General features: G+C 61.6%; 16 protein-coding genes and 1 pseudogene. 13 read left to right on the forward strand and 4 right to left on the reverse strand.

Annotation, left to right across the window (positions count from 1 at the left end; genetic code table 11):
- Positions 1 to 354: porin (locus FJ934_RS18670; RefSeq protein WP_181165676.1), on the forward strand; the 354-nt coding region annotated here is incomplete at its 5' end.
- Between the two features lie 396 nt (positions 355 to 750).
- Here the strand turns inward: FJ934_RS18670 and FJ934_RS18675 are convergent.
- Both FJ934_RS18675 and FJ934_RS18680 read right to left on the reverse strand, forming a co-directional pair.
- Positions 751 to 1269: pseudogene (locus FJ934_RS18675) on the reverse strand (transposase); the annotation flags it as partial.
- A 77-nt stretch (positions 1270 to 1346) separates the two neighbouring features.
- Positions 1347 to 3026 (reverse strand): sulfotransferase, encoded by a 1680-nt coding sequence (locus FJ934_RS18680; protein WP_140611138.1) that lies wholly within the window; start codon positions 3024 to 3026, stop codon positions 1347 to 1349.
- A gap of 277 nt (positions 3027 to 3303) precedes the next feature.
- On the opposite strand from FJ934_RS18680, the gene FJ934_RS18685 reads away from it, so the two are divergent.
- The 8 genes from FJ934_RS18685 to FJ934_RS18720 all read left to right on the forward strand — a co-directional run bounded on the left by FJ934_RS18685 (position 3304) and on the right by FJ934_RS18720 (position 11387).
- On the forward strand, positions 3304 to 4416 hold the full coding sequence (locus FJ934_RS18685) for a pyridoxal phosphate-dependent aminotransferase (protein ID WP_140611140.1): 1113 nt from the start codon (positions 3304 to 3306) through the stop codon (positions 4414 to 4416).
- A gap of 192 nt (positions 4417 to 4608) precedes the next feature.
- The gene (locus FJ934_RS18690; protein WP_140611142.1) at positions 4609 to 4893 is read left to right on the forward strand and encodes an acylphosphatase; all 285 of its coding nucleotides are present in this window, start codon (positions 4609 to 4611) and stop codon (positions 4891 to 4893) included.
- 67 nt (positions 4894 to 4960) lie between these two features.
- Positions 4961 to 5605, forward strand: coding sequence for a TetR/AcrR family transcriptional regulator (locus FJ934_RS18695; protein ID WP_140611144.1), 645 nt, complete (start codon positions 4961 to 4963; stop codon positions 5603 to 5605).
- Positions 5574 to 6737 (forward strand): isovaleryl-CoA dehydrogenase, encoded by a 1164-nt coding sequence (locus FJ934_RS18700; protein WP_140611146.1) that lies wholly within the window; start codon positions 5574 to 5576, stop codon positions 6735 to 6737. The genes FJ934_RS18695 and FJ934_RS18700 overlap by 32 nt, the downstream gene beginning before the upstream one ends.
- Before the next feature lies 1 nt (position 6738).
- Complete coding sequence (locus tag FJ934_RS18705) at positions 6739 to 8346, forward strand: carboxyl transferase domain-containing protein (protein WP_140611148.1); 1608 nt, start codon at positions 6739 to 6741, stop codon at positions 8344 to 8346.
- Position 8347: 1 nt separating this feature from the next.
- The gene (locus FJ934_RS18710) at positions 8348 to 8878 is read left to right on the forward strand and encodes an O-acetyl-ADP-ribose deacetylase (RefSeq protein WP_140611150.1); all 531 of its coding nucleotides are present in this window, start codon (positions 8348 to 8350) and stop codon (positions 8876 to 8878) included.
- Between the two features lie 120 nt (positions 8879 to 8998).
- The gene (locus tag FJ934_RS18715) at positions 8999 to 9373 is read left to right on the forward strand and encodes a hypothetical protein (RefSeq protein WP_181165677.1); all 375 of its coding nucleotides are present in this window, start codon (positions 8999 to 9001) and stop codon (positions 9371 to 9373) included.
- A gap of 49 nt (positions 9374 to 9422) precedes the next feature.
- The gene (locus tag FJ934_RS18720; RefSeq protein WP_140611152.1) at positions 9423 to 11387 is read left to right on the forward strand and encodes an acetyl/propionyl/methylcrotonyl-CoA carboxylase subunit alpha; all 1965 of its coding nucleotides are present in this window, start codon (positions 9423 to 9425) and stop codon (positions 11385 to 11387) included.
- Between the two features lie 68 nt (positions 11388 to 11455).
- On the opposite strand, the gene FJ934_RS18725 is transcribed toward FJ934_RS18720, so the two are convergent.
- Entirely contained in the window at positions 11456 to 12577 is a 1122-nt protein-coding gene (locus FJ934_RS18725) for a branched-chain amino acid ABC transporter substrate-binding protein (RefSeq protein ID WP_140611154.1), read from the reverse strand.
- Between the two features lie 428 nt (positions 12578 to 13005).
- On the reverse strand, positions 13006 to 13272 hold the full coding sequence (locus tag FJ934_RS18730) for a sel1 repeat family protein (RefSeq protein WP_140611157.1): 267 nt from the start codon (positions 13270 to 13272) through the stop codon (positions 13006 to 13008).
- Positions 13273 to 13711: 439 nt separating this feature from the next.
- Here FJ934_RS18730 and FJ934_RS18735 point away from each other — a divergent pair, with 439 nt between their 5' ends.
- The 4 genes from FJ934_RS18735 to FJ934_RS18745 all read left to right on the forward strand — a co-directional run bounded on the left by FJ934_RS18735 (position 13712) and on the right by FJ934_RS18745 (position 16241).
- Positions 13712 to 14053, forward strand: a complete 342-nt coding sequence (locus tag FJ934_RS18735; RefSeq protein ID WP_140611159.1) for a DUF2147 domain-containing protein — start codon at positions 13712 to 13714, stop codon at positions 14051 to 14053.
- A gap of 219 nt (positions 14054 to 14272) precedes the next feature.
- Positions 14273 to 14428, forward strand: coding sequence for a hypothetical protein (locus tag FJ934_RS28055; RefSeq protein ID WP_181165678.1), 156 nt, complete (start codon positions 14273 to 14275; stop codon positions 14426 to 14428).
- Positions 14429 to 14469: 41 nt separating this feature from the next.
- Positions 14470 to 14664 (forward strand): hypothetical protein, encoded by a 195-nt coding sequence (locus tag FJ934_RS18740; protein WP_140611161.1) that lies wholly within the window; start codon positions 14470 to 14472, stop codon positions 14662 to 14664.
- A gap of 116 nt (positions 14665 to 14780) precedes the next feature.
- A complete protein-coding gene (locus tag FJ934_RS18745) occupies positions 14781 to 16241 on the forward strand; it encodes an AMP nucleosidase (RefSeq protein WP_246671561.1) in 1461 nt (486 codons plus the stop codon).
- Positions 16242 to 16249: the final 8 nt, after the last annotated feature.

A 16249-nucleotide genomic window follows, 5' to 3' on the forward strand; every position in this document is an offset into this window, starting at 1 on the left:
TCGCTGTTTGTCATCGGCGGCTACGGTACCGACAGCCACCTGACCGACTCGGGTTATGATCGCGGCTTCTACAAGCAATGGGGCGGCAACTGGGCCTGGTGGGCCGGCGGCACGTACAAGTTCAACGAGAAGACCGCGTTCAACCTCCAGGTGTCGGGTGACGACGACAAGAACTACGGCGTTGCGGCGAACGTTACCTACGACATCGTTAAAGGCTTCACGGTCACGGCCGAAGTTGACTACGACCACTATGGTCGCTTCGACGATCCGGCCAGCTTCACCAACGTCAACTGGACCGGCGCCGACAAAAAGAACAGCGTCGGCGGCATGCTCCGCTTCCAGCGCTCGTTCTAATCAGCAGCGTCTGACTGAAATCGAACCCGGCGGGCAACCGCCGGGTTTTTTCATATTAGGCGACGCGATTATCTGGATCGAGGTCGCGCGAGCGACAGTCCAGGGCTTCGTCATCCTAGCGCGGAGCGGTAGCGACGCGAACCGCGCAGGCCCGGCAGTTCATGCCTTGGCCCGCGAGTGCAGCCGCGGCACGGGATATTGCGCGGCGCCCGAGGGACAGCCCCTCTGGCCTGCCCGCCCTCCGCAGCGGCGGCGCAGCTGCTGCGAAGGGGCGAGAAGGAACTCGACGCAGGGTACCCGGTTCTGGACCACTGGGCCGTTCGGCAAAGTCACAGGATCCAGGGTCTGCGCTCCGCTTCGCTTGGGGTCCGGACTCGGCAGGGTAGCGACGGAGCAAAGGCCCGAAAAGAAGTTTTGCGCGAGCTTGTCGTATCGCGTGGCGATGCGACGCCAGTCTTGAGCCTGCAGAAACAGCGCTCGACGGCGTTGCGGTTCTTGTAAGCCATCATGCAATCAGCAGTGTTGCCGGGCGTGAGGATGAGCGCCCAAGGTCGGCAGGATTCGTCGATTATCGCGTGAATCTTGCTGTTTGGCCGCCTTTCGTGAGGCCTATCGCCTGAAAATCGGCTCCCTTTTCCGCCGTGAGCGCAGCGGTGAACCTTTACACGGCTGGAATCCAAGGCCGCCTGTTCAGGCGGATCGTCAGGCGTGGCGACGCTTTCGAATATCTTTTGCCAAACTCCCTCTCTCCACCGCGCAAAGCGGTTGTAGACCGTCTTGTGCGGACCAGTCCTTCGGGGAATCCTGCCAGCGGCAGCCGATCGTCATGACGTTTGTCGGCAAATGCCAGACAATCTTCGCCCACTGCTCATCGTTGACCAAAACAAGCTCGCATCCACCGCCTTGATCCCCCAACTTTCGATCAAGCCATTGAATCAGATGAACCTTGTTTGGGTCTAGACCCTAGGATGATGAAGCGATGCAAATGTTTGTTAAACCTCAGCCAAATCTCCCAAAGCGTCGATCAACGGCTGAATCTCGCTTTCGTAATTCTTCCATCGCTTGACGGAGGACTTGTAGATCGGCTGGCGAACCTGCCAGCGGCTGTAGGTATTTACCGAGCTGTCCCTATCAAAGAAGCGCAGGCAGGCGTTGTCCCATGGCAAGCCAAGATAATCTATGAGACGACGCGACTGCTCCTCTTGGTTTTCAATCAACGTCTCATAGCGATTTTCAAAGATGCGACCCGGAAGAACTTTTGTCCAATGCCGCATCAGACGATCATACTCGCGGTAGTAAAGACCTAGCGTCTGAAGGTCGGCGCTGTAGCTGTGCGCTGTACTGAATTGCAGAACAAAGCAGGAGACACAATTGTCGATGGCATCGCGACGACAATGAATGATGCGTGCATTGGTAAAAAGAATGCCGACCAGGCCGATCAGCTCGAAATTGTGGGGCATCTTGTCTACGATTCGAAGCGCGTCAGGCGCTCGCCGACGTAGGTAGGCAAGATGTTCTGCTGCCAGCATCTTGGTCAGTTCGGGAGTAATCGTCGTGACCGATTTGCCGGGGTCTGTCTCGGAGCTGCCCTTGAGGCCGATCCCATTGGCCATCCGTCTGAGCTTGCTGAGTTCGCCGGCGCCATGAACATTGGGATGGCTGGCACAGATCTGTTCGGTCAGTGTCGTTCCCGAGCGAGGCATGCCGACAACGAATACAGGCACCTCCGACGGGCTGCCATGAGCCGCCATTGAGGCCACCATTTCCGGAGTGAAAGTTTCGATCATGGCATCCACCCACCGGCGGTAGTTTTCCAGATCGAATTTTTGGCCTCCGGCTTGATTTCCTTTCTTGAAGTGGTCCATCGCCTCATTGTAGTGACGGAGGTCGTTGAGCAACTTTCCAGCCGCGTGATGGAGCGCTGCCGCTCCTTGCGCTCCATGGGCCGGGTCTCGAAGTTCCGTCAGGATTGCCGTGAGTTCCGGCGGCTCTTCGGTGAATTTGCGCGTGTGTACAAGTGCGTTGTACGCGTTTGGCACGGCAATGCGCCTTTCTACTGCCTCTTTCAGATGAACCGCGGCTTCGTCCATACGACCGAGACTTGCGAGCGCGTGGGGCAGCCCCATCCGGGCGAGAGGATGATCACGATTGATCTTGAGCGCCTTCTCGAAGAGCGGCAGCGCCATTTCTCCTTTGTCAAACGCATTGTAAGCATTACCCAAGGCACAAAGCGCTTCCACCAGATCCGGCTTCAATGCCAAGGCCTGCTGAATGTGCTTAATCGCCGGCGTAAATTCGCTGAGCTTCAAATAAATCTCGCCGAGGCTAAGGTGGTAGTAAGGGTTTCCAGGCTCTTCGCCGACCGCCCTGGCGAAATATCGCAAAGCTTTCTCGTCGTCGTAGCCGAGGCCGAGCGTTCCCAGGATATAGAGAGCCAACGGATGGTTCGGCGTGCGCGCCAACACGTGCTGGCAGAGTTCCTCTGCCTCAGCCAATCGTTCAGCTTTCTGGAGTTCTAGCGCCTGCCGCAGTGCCATATCGTCGGAATGGCCGCGAGCTGAACCGGCTTTTGGCTGCCTTTGCGGTGGTGCAGTTTTCGGCGATACGACCTTGCGCGATGTAGACTGGGTTTTGAGGTGCTTTGCCCAAGCGGGCGGCAATCGATTGCTCATTGTATTTCGCTAGCAAAAGCGGCAGGAGGAATCCAGTCGGAGCATGCAGTTTGTGTCGCGGACGAGACATCGCCCATGGCGAAAAACGGTATCGTCAGGTAGGCTGGGCAGCCACGTCTTGGGTTCCGTTCATCGAGACACGCCTAGGCGGCATTCGCCGAGCACATCGACAGGCGGCGTAGCCCCGTCAACTATGTCCATTTCCGCTTCTTATGCAACTTGCACCCACCTTTCACTCACGCTAGCAAGAAGCTCCCTTTCCACGCGAGCTTCCGTCATGCACTTGCGCCCTCCCCTCTCGCCGGTCATTGCCGCGCTTCCCTCGACCGTGCCGTTCGTCGGCCCGGAAGCACAGGAGCGTGAGCGCGGGCGGGCTTTCCGCGCCCGTATCGGCGCCAATGAGAGCAGTTTTGGCCCTTCGCAGCGTGTGATCGCTCGCATGGAGAGGGTCGCGCGTGATCAGTGGATGTATTGTGACCCCGACAATTACGATCTCAAGGTAGCGGCCGCGGCGCATCACGACGTGGCAGTCGAGAATGTCGTTGTCGGTGAAGGCATAGACGGGCTGCTCAGCCTGGTGGCGCGCATGTATGTGGCGCCAGGCGATGCCGTGGTCACCTCGCTCGGCGCCTATCCAACCTTCAACTTCCATGTTGCCGGCGTCGGCGGGCGGCTGGTCACGGTCCCTTATGAGGACGACAGGGAAAGCCTGGATGGCCTGCTGCCGGCGGTCGTCAAGCAGAAGGCGCCGCTGGTCTATCTGTCCAATCCCGACAATCCGATGGGCAGTTGGTGGGAAGCCGATGAGATCATCCGCTTCATCGAGGCGCTGCCGGAAACCACGATGCTGGTGCTCGACGAGGCCTATGGCGAATTGGGGCCGGCCTCGGCTTTGCCGCCGATCGATGTCTCGCGCCCGAACGTCATCCGCATGCGTACCTTTTCAAAGGCATATGGGCTTGCCGGCATACGCTGCGGCTACGCCGTGGCGGAAGCCGAGGTCATCCGCGACTTCGAGAAGATCCGCAACCATTACGGCGTCAGCCGCATGGCGCAGATCGCCGGTGTCGAGGCGCTTGCCGATCAGGCCTATCTCGAGACGGTAGTGGCGCGGGTGGCTGCCGGGCGCCGCCGCATCGCGGCCATCGCCGAGCAGAACGGCTTGAAGCCGCTTGCCTCGGCCACCAATTTCGTCACCATCGACTGCGGCCATGACGGTGCCTTCGCGCTGAAAGTGCTGCAGGGGCTGCTGTCGCGCGACGTGTTTATCCGCAAGCCGATGGCGCCAAGGCTCGACCGCTGCATCCGCGTCAGTGTCGGCCTCGACCACGAACTGGACATTTTCGCCGAGGAACTGCCCGGCGCGCTGGCGGCGGCGCACGGAAACTAGCGCGTTTCCAAGCGCCCGGAAGCCATCGCTGCCGGGCAGATGTGCTGGTATATGCGACAAACTCCGCGGCTTCCCTGATGGCCGGCCGGGCGGCCCGCCCGCGTCCCATGGCTCATCAATTTGATGGCCATAATCCCGTCAGCAGTTGCCTTCGTTCGATCCTGCGCCAGACTCTAGGCAAGGGAGTGAGCAATGGATGACCGGACAAGAGCAGTGCAGGCGCGCGTGTACGGCAAGGTGCAAGGTGTCGGCTACAGGATCTGGGCGCGAGGTGAAGCGACTGGACTTGGGCTGTTGGGCTGGGTTCGCAACGAAAGAGACGGCTCGGTGACGGCGTGGCTTTCCGGGGCTGACGCGGCGATTTCAGCCATGGTCGAACGGCTTTGGCAAGGCCCGGCAGGCTCAGCGGTCTCAAGGGTAGATGTGGAGGAACTCGAGAGATGGACCGCGCCTGGAGACTTCAGGATTGTCGCATAGGCAGTCTTAAGTTATCCTTGAATTAATTGAACGTTCGTTTTATTATTGCCGCCCTGACGAGGCAACCATGGCGCGCACCACAGGATCGGACGGCGAACGAACCGAGGCGGCAGTCCGCGAGGCGGCGGTCAACCTGATCGCACGCTACGGCTATGAGGCGATGTCGATGCGCCGGCTGGCCGCCGAGGTCGGCGTGCAGGCCGCCGCGCTCTACCGCTATTTCCCGACCAAGGAAGACCTGCTGTTCACGCTGATGCGCGAGCATATGGAAGGGCTTAGCCAGGCTTGGGAAAACGCCAGGCCGGACCATGCCGATCCGATCGCGCAGCTTGCTGCCTATGTGCGCAATCACATCACTTTCCACATCGAGCGCCGGCACGCCACGCATGTGTCGAACATGGAGTTGCGCAGCTTGTCGCCCGACAGGCTGACGCAGATCCTGCGCCTGCGCACAGCCTACGAAAAGGAGCTGCGCGCCATCCTGCGCGACGGCGCCGAGGCGGGCACCTTCAATGTCGAGGACACCGGGCTGACGGCCATGGCGCTGATCCAGATGATGACCGGCGTCATCGTCTGGTTTCGCCCGGGCGAGCGGCTATCGATCACTGAAGTGACGGCGACATATCTTTCAATGACAATGCGCCTGGTCGGCGCCAGGATCGGCGGTGCGGAGGAACGGCATGTATACGAACACGCTCAGCTTCGGGCATGACGAGGAGATCGAAGCGCTGCGCGACATGGTGCGGCGCTTTGCCCAGGACAGGATCGCGCCTGTTGCCGCCGACATCGACCGGTCGAATGAATTCCCGGCGCATCTATGGCGCGAACTCGGCTCACTCGGCCTGCTCGGCATCACCGCCGACCCCGATTTTGGCGGCAGCGGCATGGGCTATCTCGCCCATGTGATCGCGGTCGAGGAGATTTCGCGGGCCTCGGCATCGGTCGGCCTGTCCTATGGCGCTCACTCCAATCTCTGCGTCAACCAGATCAACCGCTGGGCAACGCCGGCGCAAAAGGAGAAATTCCTGCCGCCGCTGTGCTCGGGCGAGCGTGTCGGCGCGCTGGCCATGTCGGAATCCGGCGCCGGCTCCGACGTTGTCTCGCTCAAGCTGCGCGCCGAGAAGCGCAATGACCGCTATGTGCTCAACGGCACCAAGATGTGGATCACCAACGGCCCGGACGCTGAAACGCTGGTCGTCTATGCCAAGACCGATCCCGAACGGCAATCGCGCGGCATCACCGCCTTTATCGTCGAAAAGGCGATGGCCGGATTCTCCGTGGCGCAAAAGCTCGACAAGCTCGGCATGCGCGGCTCCAACACCGGAGAGCTCGTGTTCGAGAATGTCGAGGTTCCCTTCGACAATGTCCTGCACGAGGAAGGGCGCGGCGTCGAAGTGCTGATGTCGGGCCTCGACTACGAGCGCACGGTGCTCGCCGGCGGCCCGATCGGCCTGATGGCCGCGTGCCTGGACGTGGCTATCCCCTACGTGCATGAGCGCAAGCAGTTCGGCCAGCCGATCGGCGAGTTCCAGTTGGTGCAAGGCAAGCTTGCCGACATGTACACGGTTATGAACGCCGCGCGCGCCTATGTCTATGCCGTGGCCGCGGCCTGCGACCGCGGCCAGACAACCCGCAAGGATGCCGCTGGCTGCGTGCTGTTCGCCGCCGAGAGGGCAACGCAGATGGCGCTCGATGCCATCCAGCTGCTCGGCGGCAATGGCTATATCAACGACTATCCGACCGGCCGCCTGCTGCGCGACGCCAAGCTCTACGAGATCGGTGCCGGCACCAGCGAAATTCGCCGCTGGCTGATCGGCCGCGAGATCATGGCGGAAGGGGTGTGATATGGCCGTCCTTCAAACCCAGATTTCACCCTCTTCCGAAACTTTTCGCGCCAATGCCGAACGCATGCGCGAACTGGTCGCCGACGTCGCCGAAAAAGCCGCCGCCGTCGAGCGCGGCGGCTCGGACGAGGCGCGCGAGCGGCACATCTTCCGTGGCAAGCTGTTGCCTCGCGAACGCCTCGCACAATTGCTCGATACCGGGTCGCCCTTCCTCGAGATCGGACAGTTCGCCGCGTGGTCGATGTATGGCGAGGACATCTCCTCGGCCGGCATCATCGCCGGCATCGGCCGTGTCGAAGGCACCGAGGTGATGGTCGTCGTCAACGATGCCACGGTGAAGGGCGGCACCTATTATCCGCTGACGGTAAAAAAGCATCTGCGCGCGCAGGAGATCGCGCTGCAGAACAATTTGCCCTGCATCTATCTGGTCGACAGCGGCGGCGCCAATCTGCCCAACCAGGACGAGGTGTTTCCCGACCGCGAGCATTTCGGCCGCATCTTCTACAACCAGGCCAATATGTCGGCGGCCGGCATCCCTCAGATCGCCTGCGTCATGGGTTCCTGCACGGCCGGGGGCGCCTATGTGCCGGCGATGTCGGACGAGACGATCATGGTGCGCAACCAGGCGACCATCTTCCTTGGCGGCCCTCCGTTGGTGAAGGCGGCCACCGGCGAGGATGTCAGCGCCGAGGATCTGGGCGGCGCGGACGTGCACACACGGCTTTCCGGCGTCGCAGACCATTATGCGATGGACGACGAACATGCCCTCGCCATCTGCCGTCGCATCGTCAAGAACCTGAATCGGAACAAGGCCGTAAGCCTGAACTTACACAAACCGATTCCGCCACTTCATCCGACGGACGAGCTCTATGGCGTGGTGCCGACCGACCTGCGCCAGCCTTATGATGTGCGCGAGGTCATTGCCCGCCTTGTCGACGGCTCCGAGTTCGATGAGTTCAAGCAGAACTACGGCACGACACTGATCACCGGCTTCGCCCATCTCCATGGCATGCCGGTCGGGATCATCGCCAACAACGGCGTGCTGTTTTCCGAAAGCGCGCTGAAGGGCGCGCATTTCATCGAACTGTGCTGCCAGCGCAGGATTCCGCTGGTCTTCCTGCAGAACATCACCGGCTTCATGGTCGGCAGGAAATACGAGGCTGGCGGCATCGCCAAGGACGGCGCCAAGCTGGTCATGGCCGTTGCCACCGCCAGCGTGCCGAAGGTGACCGTCATCATCGGCGGTTCGTTCGGCGCCGGCAATTACGGCATGTGCGGCCGCGCCTACTCGCCGCGTTTCCTGTGGATGTGGCCTAACGCGCGCATCTCGGTGATGGGCGGCGAACAGGCGGCAACCGTGCTCGCCATGGTCAAGCGCGAAGGCATCGAGCGCAAGGGCGGCGCGTGGAGCGCGGAGGATGAGGCTAAGTTCAAGAAGCCGATCCTGATGAAATACGAACATGAGGGCCATCCGCTCTACTCGTCCGCCCGCCTCTGGGACGACGGCATCATCGACCCGGCGAAGACGCGCGAAGTGCTGGCACTGAGCCTTTCCGCGGCACTCAACGCCGAAATCGAGGAGACGCGCTTCGGCGTGTTCAGGATGTGAGATGAGGCAGGCGCTGGACAGGATCCGCATCCGCACCGGCGACATCACGAAGCTGGATGTCGACGCCATCGTCAATGCCGCCAACACCTCGCTTCTCGGTGGCGGTGGGGTCGATGGCGCCATTCACAGCGCGGCGGGCCGCGAGCTCGAATTCGAGTGCCGGATGCTGAACGGCTGCAACGTTGGCGAGGCCAAGATCACCAAGGGCTATAAACTGCCGGCTCGGCATATCATCCACACGGTCGGGCCAGTCTGGCAAGGCGGCGGCAAGGGCGAAGCCGAACTGCTGACCTCCTGCTACCGGCATTCGCTCGAAATAGCCGTCGCCAATGACTGCCGCTCAGTAGCATTTCCAGCAATCTCGACGGGTGTCTACCGCTATCCGAAAGAGGCTGCGGCCGGAATCGCCGTCGATGCGGTCAGTGACTTCATCGAACGGAGCGCGGTTCCCGAAATCGTTATTTTCTGCTGCTTCGACGAACCAATGGCGGAAATATACCGGCGGGCCCTTGCTGCATTGGGTGACAATTGAACTTTACAAGCCAGACTTTTCGTCCACTCACGACATTGCGAGCCACCCCTGCAGAGCTGGTGGCATCGGAAAAAGTTCGCTATTGCTCATCCTGCACTTTGCAGCGGGGATGGGGAAAAAATGAAACTGAAATATTTTCGGAGGGTTTCCACCTCAATACTTTCGGCATTGCTTCTATTCGCAGCATCTGGCGCGAGCACGGCCGGATCGCTAGCGGGACGCGTGGGAGACAAGCACTTCCCGCCGACTTTGTCGGGAGATCCGAAGTCGCCATGCACAAAGGCCTACAAAGCCTATGTGGCGGCCAGTGGCCATTCCGCCTACGCCACCACGCCATATTCAAGGGTGGTTTCACTGTACATCCTGTGCGGCGCGCGCCTGAATGCGCCATCGCAAAAGGTGGCGGAAGAGCTTGCCATGAAATCCTGCGTGGCCACGCGCGCGCACTACAAAGTAACGAATGGCGGCGCCTGCGAGATCGCCGCCTCGAAATAGGCGCGCGCCCACCAGCATGGCGCCGCCCGACGCAAATCCGGGAGGCTCCATGTTCAGCAAAATCCTGATCGCCAATCGGGGCGAGATCGCTTGCCGTGTCATTCGCACGGCCCGGAAGCTGGGCGTGCACACCGTCGCTATCTATTCGGATGCCGACGCCAAGGCCCTGCATGTCGAGATGGCGGATGAGGCGGTTCATATCGGCCCCTCGCCCGTCGGCGAGAGCTACCTGCGCGGCGACAGGATTGTCGCGGCCACCCTGGCGACGGGCGCGCAGGCGATCCATCCCGGCTACGGCTTCCTGTCGGAAAACCCTGATTTCGTCGACCAGGTGGTTGCGGCAGGCCTCACCTTCATCGGTCCGTCGGCGGCCTCGATCCGCGCCATGGGGCTGAAGGACGCCGCCAAGCGGCTGATGGAGAAAGCCGGCGTTCCGGTCGTGCCGGGCTATCATGGCGAGGCGCAGGAAATCGTGCTGCTCGCCTCCAAGGCACGCGAGATCGGCTATCCCGTGCTGATCAAGGCGCGCGCGGGCGGCGGCGGCAAGGGCATGCGGCGCGTCGAGCATCCCGATGATTTCTCCGAGGCGCTGTCCAGCGCCCGGCGCGAGGCAAAGGCCGCTTTCGGCGACGACCGCGTGCTGGTCGAGAAGTATGTCGACAAGCCGCGGCACATCGAAGTGCAGGTTTTCGGCGACAACTTCGGCAATGCCGTGCATCTCTACGAACGTGACTGCTCGGCGCAGCGCCGGCACCAGAAGGTGATCGAGGAAGCGCCTGCCCCTGGCATGACGCCGGCTTTGCGCAAGGCGATGACGGAAGCGGCGGTGAAAGCCGCCAAGGCGATCAATTATTCCGGCGCCGGCACCATCGAGTTCATTGTCGACGCCTCGCAAGGACTGAAAGCCGATCGCTTCTGGTTCATGGAAATGAACACGCGCCTGCAGGTCGAGCACCCGGTCACCGAGATGGTGACGGGCACCGATCTGGTCGAGTGGCAGTTGCGGATCGCCAGCGGCGAAAGACTGCCGAAGACACAGAGCGAGATTGCGCTTGCCGGCCATGCCTTCGAAGCGCGCATCTATGCGGAGGATGCGGCACGAGGGTTCCTGCCCGCGACGGGCACGCTGCATCATCTGAAATTTCCCGAGACGGCGCCCGACGGTGCCATGATGCGCATCGAGACCGGCGTGCGGGCCGGCGATGCGATCTCACCCTATTACGATCCAATGATCGCGAAGCTGATCGTCCATGCAGAGGACAGGCAAGCGGCGCTGGAAGCCCTCGGCGTGGCGCTGTCGCAAACCGAAATTGCCGGTTCCACCGTCAACACCGCCTTTCTTGCCGCCCTTGCCGCCGATCCGGATTTTTGTGCGGGCGACGTCGACACTGGCCTGATCGGCAGGCATCATGATGCATTGACCGAGATCGCACCGCCAACCGGCGCAATCACCTCGGCAGCCGCCCTTGCCGCCTCCGGTGCCGTGGCATTGCCGCCATCGAACGAACCTTGGTCGTCGCTTTCCGGCTACGCACATTTCCACGGCGTGGCGCGGCGCACGCGGCTGAAATTCGGCGAGGACGATATTCTGGCCAAGGTTTCGGTGCGGGCGGACGGGCGCTTCCAGGTGGCGCTCGATGCACCCTATGACAGCGCCAATTCGCACGACCTGCGGGCCCTTCCTCGCCTCGCCCGCTGGCCTGGCCACGTCACCGTATTCGAAGGCGCTGTCGGCTATACCTTCGCGGTGCCGGACCCCTTGGCCAAAAGCGATGACGCGGCAGCCGCCTCCGGCAGCCTGCGCGCGCCGATGCCGGGTCTGGTCAAGCTGGTGCGCGCGTCAAAGGGCGATACCGTGATCAAGGGGCAACCGCTGCTGATCCTCGAGGCCATGAAGATGGAGCACACCATCGCCGCGCCGCATGACGGAGTGATCGCCGAGATCGCCACGGAAGGTGCACAGGTCACCGACGGAACGGTACTTGTCCGCTTCGTCGAGGATCAGAACGCGTAGAGCGCATTGCCGGCACAAAAGAAATGGCCGGGATGACCCGGCCATTTCGTTGGATTCATTACTCGAGATTACTGCGCGATCGGCGCGTACTTGCCGTTATGCCACTGATTGATGTCGTAGCTGGCATTCTTAAGGTCGCCCTTCTCGTCGAAGGTGACTTCACCGACAACGGTGCTGATCGGCTGACCATTCTTCAACGCTTCGGCAACCTTGCCCGGATCGTCGCTGCCGGCGCGCTTGATGCCTTCGGCGAAAGCCTGGATCACGGCGTAGGAGAACAGCGTGAAGCCTTCCGGCACAAAGCCGCCTGCCTTGATCTTCTCGATGGCGGCCTTGGCTTCCGGCTTTGCCTGCGGATCCGACGGGAACACGAACATGGTCCCTTCGCCGGCCGGGCCGGCAACCTGCCAGAACTCCGGCGAAGCGATGGAGTCGGGCATGATCAGCTGGAACTTCAGGTTCTGCTCAGCCGACTGACGCAGGATCAGGCCGGCTTCAGGGTGATAGCCGCCGAAATAGACGACATCGGCCTTGAGGTCCTTCAGCTTGGTGACGAGGGCCGAATAGTCCTTCTCGCCGGGGTTGATGGCGTCGTAGTACACTTCCTTGAGGCCGCCGGCATTCATGGTTGACTTGACGGCATCCGCCACGCCCTGGCCGTAAGCACTCTTGTCGTGCAGAATGACGACGTTCTTGCCGGCATATTTCTTGGCGATCCACGGACCGATGAAGGCGCCCTGCGCGTCGTCGCGTGTGTACAGGCGCATGATTGTCGACCAACCCTTTTTAGCGGCGTCGTCCGTAAGCACGGGGTTCGAGGACGCCGGGCTCATCATCAGCGCGCCCGCTTCGGCATAGACGGCGGACGCCGGAATGCTCGAACCCGAGCAGGCGTGGCCGTCGATGAACTTGACGCCGTTGGCGACGATGCGGTTGGCGACCGACACGGCCTGTTTCGGATCACACTGGTCGTCCTCGATGTCGAGCTTGATCATCGAACCGTTGACGCCGCCCGCGGCATTGATGGCGTCGGCGGCGGCCTGCGCGCCCTGCTTGAACTGATCGCCGATGGTGGCGAGCTGTCCGGTCATCGGACCGACCACGGCGAAAGTGATGTCGTCGGCGAGCGCAACCGGCGCACTCATCATCAGCCCGAAAATGGCCGCGCCCAAAATACTCATTCTTTTCATGACAATAGAACTCCTCCACTCGCGCGCGGCCGCCCCGGCCACGCTTCTTCCAGAGAGGCCGGACAATTTCATCCTTCATCGAACCTGTCTAGGCGCATTGACGTCACTCGATTGGGCCTGCATGGCCTCGTCCACGCAAAAAAGCCACGCCAGCCTTGTTCCGGCTGGTCGTGGCTTTTTTGCCTGTCGGCTGCTTCCCCAACGCCCCCGCGCCGTGAACCCCACCTTGGCCATCCCTGTCTTCTATCGGCCCTGATCTTGTCCGAAAGCCGGAGTCCGCTTTTGGCGATCATGGTCCGTCGCGCGGCTGGGCCTGTCGCGCCTGCCGCATTCTTGTTCTTGTCGTTCGACTGTCTGCGCAGCCTTTCCCTGTTGCGGCCCGGCCATCTTGCGCGGCCTTGGCCAATATCTCCCCGTCTGGCGGAAACTCAGTGCATGGTCATCCATTCGCGGGCTTCGCGCAGCGCCCTGGCGATCTCGACCTTCGACATGGCCGCAGACAGTTCCGAGCGCAGTTCCGCGGCGCGGGCCGAACCCTTGATGGCGGCGATGTTGAACCATTTGTGGGCGGCAACGACATCGGTCTCGCAATCGCGGCCAGTCGCATACATCATGCCCAGTTCGAAAAGAATGTCGGCCTGGGCAGTTGCCCCCATGGCGCCGAAGCCTGTTTCCAGCATTTCAAAACGTGCCATTTTAGTCCCCTGTCTGGCTCCCGAGAGCTGCCTCAATTTGTCTTGTCCGGGCTGCTCTTTCGATGCTTTCGAGAATGCCGCGCAGGCTTGAATCCGTCGTTAAATGGCGTGCTTAATTTGAGGAAAACAAAGCTAAAACAATAGGTAAACGCGAAAATTCGTTAAGGATACGAAGCCAGCAGTTCAGCCGGTTTGCGCCAAATTTGACGAAAATTTGCGGGAGCGGAATCAACACTCCGCTAACCACGGGAAACAAACACGAAGCGCCGACCGTTTTTCATTTCCTCTCCGACGAGCCGAATTCAGGCGTTTTCAGAATCCCAAAGTCTTCCGTTGCGGCACCGCTTTTGTTTTGGCGGGAGCTGGATTAGCTTACGTTTGCGTAAGCGGCAGACCGGCGAGGCGGAGCATGCGGCCGGCTATCCATAGGGAGAAGAACATGTTTCGAAAAATGAGCCTGGTCCTTGCAGCCACATTGATCATGGCGGGGACGGCGTGGGCCGATCCGATCGAGGGCAACTGGAAGACGCAAGCCGGCGACACCGCGGCCATTTCAGGCGGCGGCTCATTCTCCATCACGCTCAAGTCCGGCAAATATGCCGGCAAGACCATCGGCTCGCTCAATGCGGCCGGCGACAACAAATATGCCGGCAGCATCACCGATCCGGCAAACGACAAGACCTATTCGGGCAAGGCGACATTGTCGGGCACCTCGCTCAAGATGAGCGGTTGCGTGCTCGGCGGACTGATCTGCAAGAGCCAGACCTGGCACAAGCTCTGATCGACCATTTCCTTGTGACCTCAAAGCGGGGCCTGGCAGGCCCCGCTTTCGTTTGATCGATGCGCTGGCGCCGGCGCTCTATGCGCGGCCTGCCGCCGTCCGAAGGCGGCGGCCAGACGAGATCCCGTCAATCAATTTGAACCGCAGATGAACGCCGGCATCAGAGCCGGTTCAGAGGCATCAGGGCATTCTCCCGCGCATTGAAGGAGACACCACCCCATGCTCGCCCGCCGCTTCACCATCGTCTGCCTGCTGATGAGCCTGTTTGGAATGTTCTTCGCCATCCTCGTCGCCGAAGTGGGCCGTCCGGCGCGCTCCTGGGACGAAGCCACCAGACTCTGCCGCCTCGCCTGCCCGACCAACCTTCGCCATTGAAACCAGAGTATCCGGACCTCGAAAAGAAAAGCTCGGACATCATGGACCGTATCACCGCCAACGCCCTCAAGACCCTTCGGCTTCTGCCGCGGGCGGCGCTCATCCTGATACTTCTGGCCGCCCCGGTCCTGGCCGTGCCGATGATGCGCGCCGATACCGGGTCGACGATCGAGGCGCCGGCGCTGAAGAAGTCCGGCGTGGGGTTGGTTCTGCTGGTCAGCCTGCAGCGGGGATGAAGAAAAATGCAGCTTTGAGCGGCTTCGGCGGCAAGCCCCCTCCCAACCGCTCGTCCAAGTCTCTATATTGAGCCATGGAAAAGCGAATCTACCCCCAAGCCATCGAATCTGTCGTCATGCCGGAGCCTTTTGGCCGGCAAAGCTTTCACAGCGCCGAAAAAGCGGTCGCAGCACTGCAGATGCTCTACGACCGCAACACCAAATTCCTGCGCGATTCCTTCGCCGCGCTTGCCGCCGGCGGCGACAGCAGCAAGCGCTACCGCGCCTTCTATCCCGAGATCGGCGTCACCACGAGTTCGTTCACCCAGGTCGACTCACGCCAGGCCTACGGCCATATGCCGACGCCCGGTCATTTCGCCACCACGATTACCCAGCCGCGGCTGTTCGAGAATTACCTCGTCGAGCAGCTTCGCCTGATCATGCGCAATCACGGTGTGGCGGTGACGGTCTCGGAATCGACCACGCCGATCCCGCTGCATTTCGCCTTCCTGGAGGGCGCCTATGTCGACGGCGCGGCGGCCGAACGCATCAAGCGGCCGATCCGCGACCTGTTCGACGTGCCGGACCTCGACGGCACCGACGATCAGATCGCCAACGGCACGTTCGAGGTCGCCTTCGGCGAGCCTCGGCCACTGGCGCCATTCACCGCGCAGCGCATCGATTATTCGTTGCACCGCATGACGCACTATACGGCCACCAGCCCGCAGCATTTCCAGAATTTCGTGCTGTTCACCAATTATCAGTTCTACATCGACGAGTTCGTCGCCCGCGCGCGCGACCTGATGGAGAATGGCGGCGGCGGCTATGTGGAATTCGTCGAGCCGGGCAATGTCGTGACCCGGGCCGGCGCCGGCGCGGCAAGCGAGGGCACCCCACCCGCCCGCCTGCCGCAGATGCCTGCCTACCACCTGAAGAAGCCGAACCATGGCGGCATCACCATGGTCAATATCGGGGTTGGGCCTTCCAACGCCAAGACGATCACCGACCACATCGCGGTGCTAAGGCCGCATGCCTGGGTGATGCTTGGCCACTGTGCCGGGCTGCGCAACACCCAGGCGCTGGGCGACTATGTGCTGGCGCACGCCTATGTGCGCGAGGACCATGTGCTCGACGACGATCTTCCGGTGTGGGTGCCGATCCCGCCACTGGCCGAAATCCAGGTCGCGCTCCAGGAAGCGGTTGCCGAGGTCACCGGCCTGTCCGGCTACGATTTGAAGCGCATCATGCGCACCGGCACGGTCGCCACCATCGACAATCGCAACTGGGAACTGCGCGACCAGCGCGGACCGGTGCAGCGCCTGTCGCAGTCGCGCGCCATCGCGCTCGACATGGAATCGGCGACGATCGCCGCCAATGGTTTCCGCTTCCGCGTCCCCTACGGCACGCTGCTGTGCGTTTCCGACAAGCCGCTGCACGGCGAGCTGAAGCTGCCCGGCATGGCGACCGAGTTCTATAAGCGCCAAGTGGCGCAACACCTGACAATCGGCATCAGGGCAATGGAGAAGCTGGCCGAGATGCCGATGGAGCGATTGCATTCACGCAAGCTCCGGAGCTTTTCCGAGACGGCATTCCAGTAGGCGATCGT

This window comes from Mesorhizobium sp. B2-4-12, assembly GCF_006441575.1.
Lineage (GTDB): Bacteria > Pseudomonadota > Alphaproteobacteria > Rhizobiales > Rhizobiaceae > Mesorhizobium.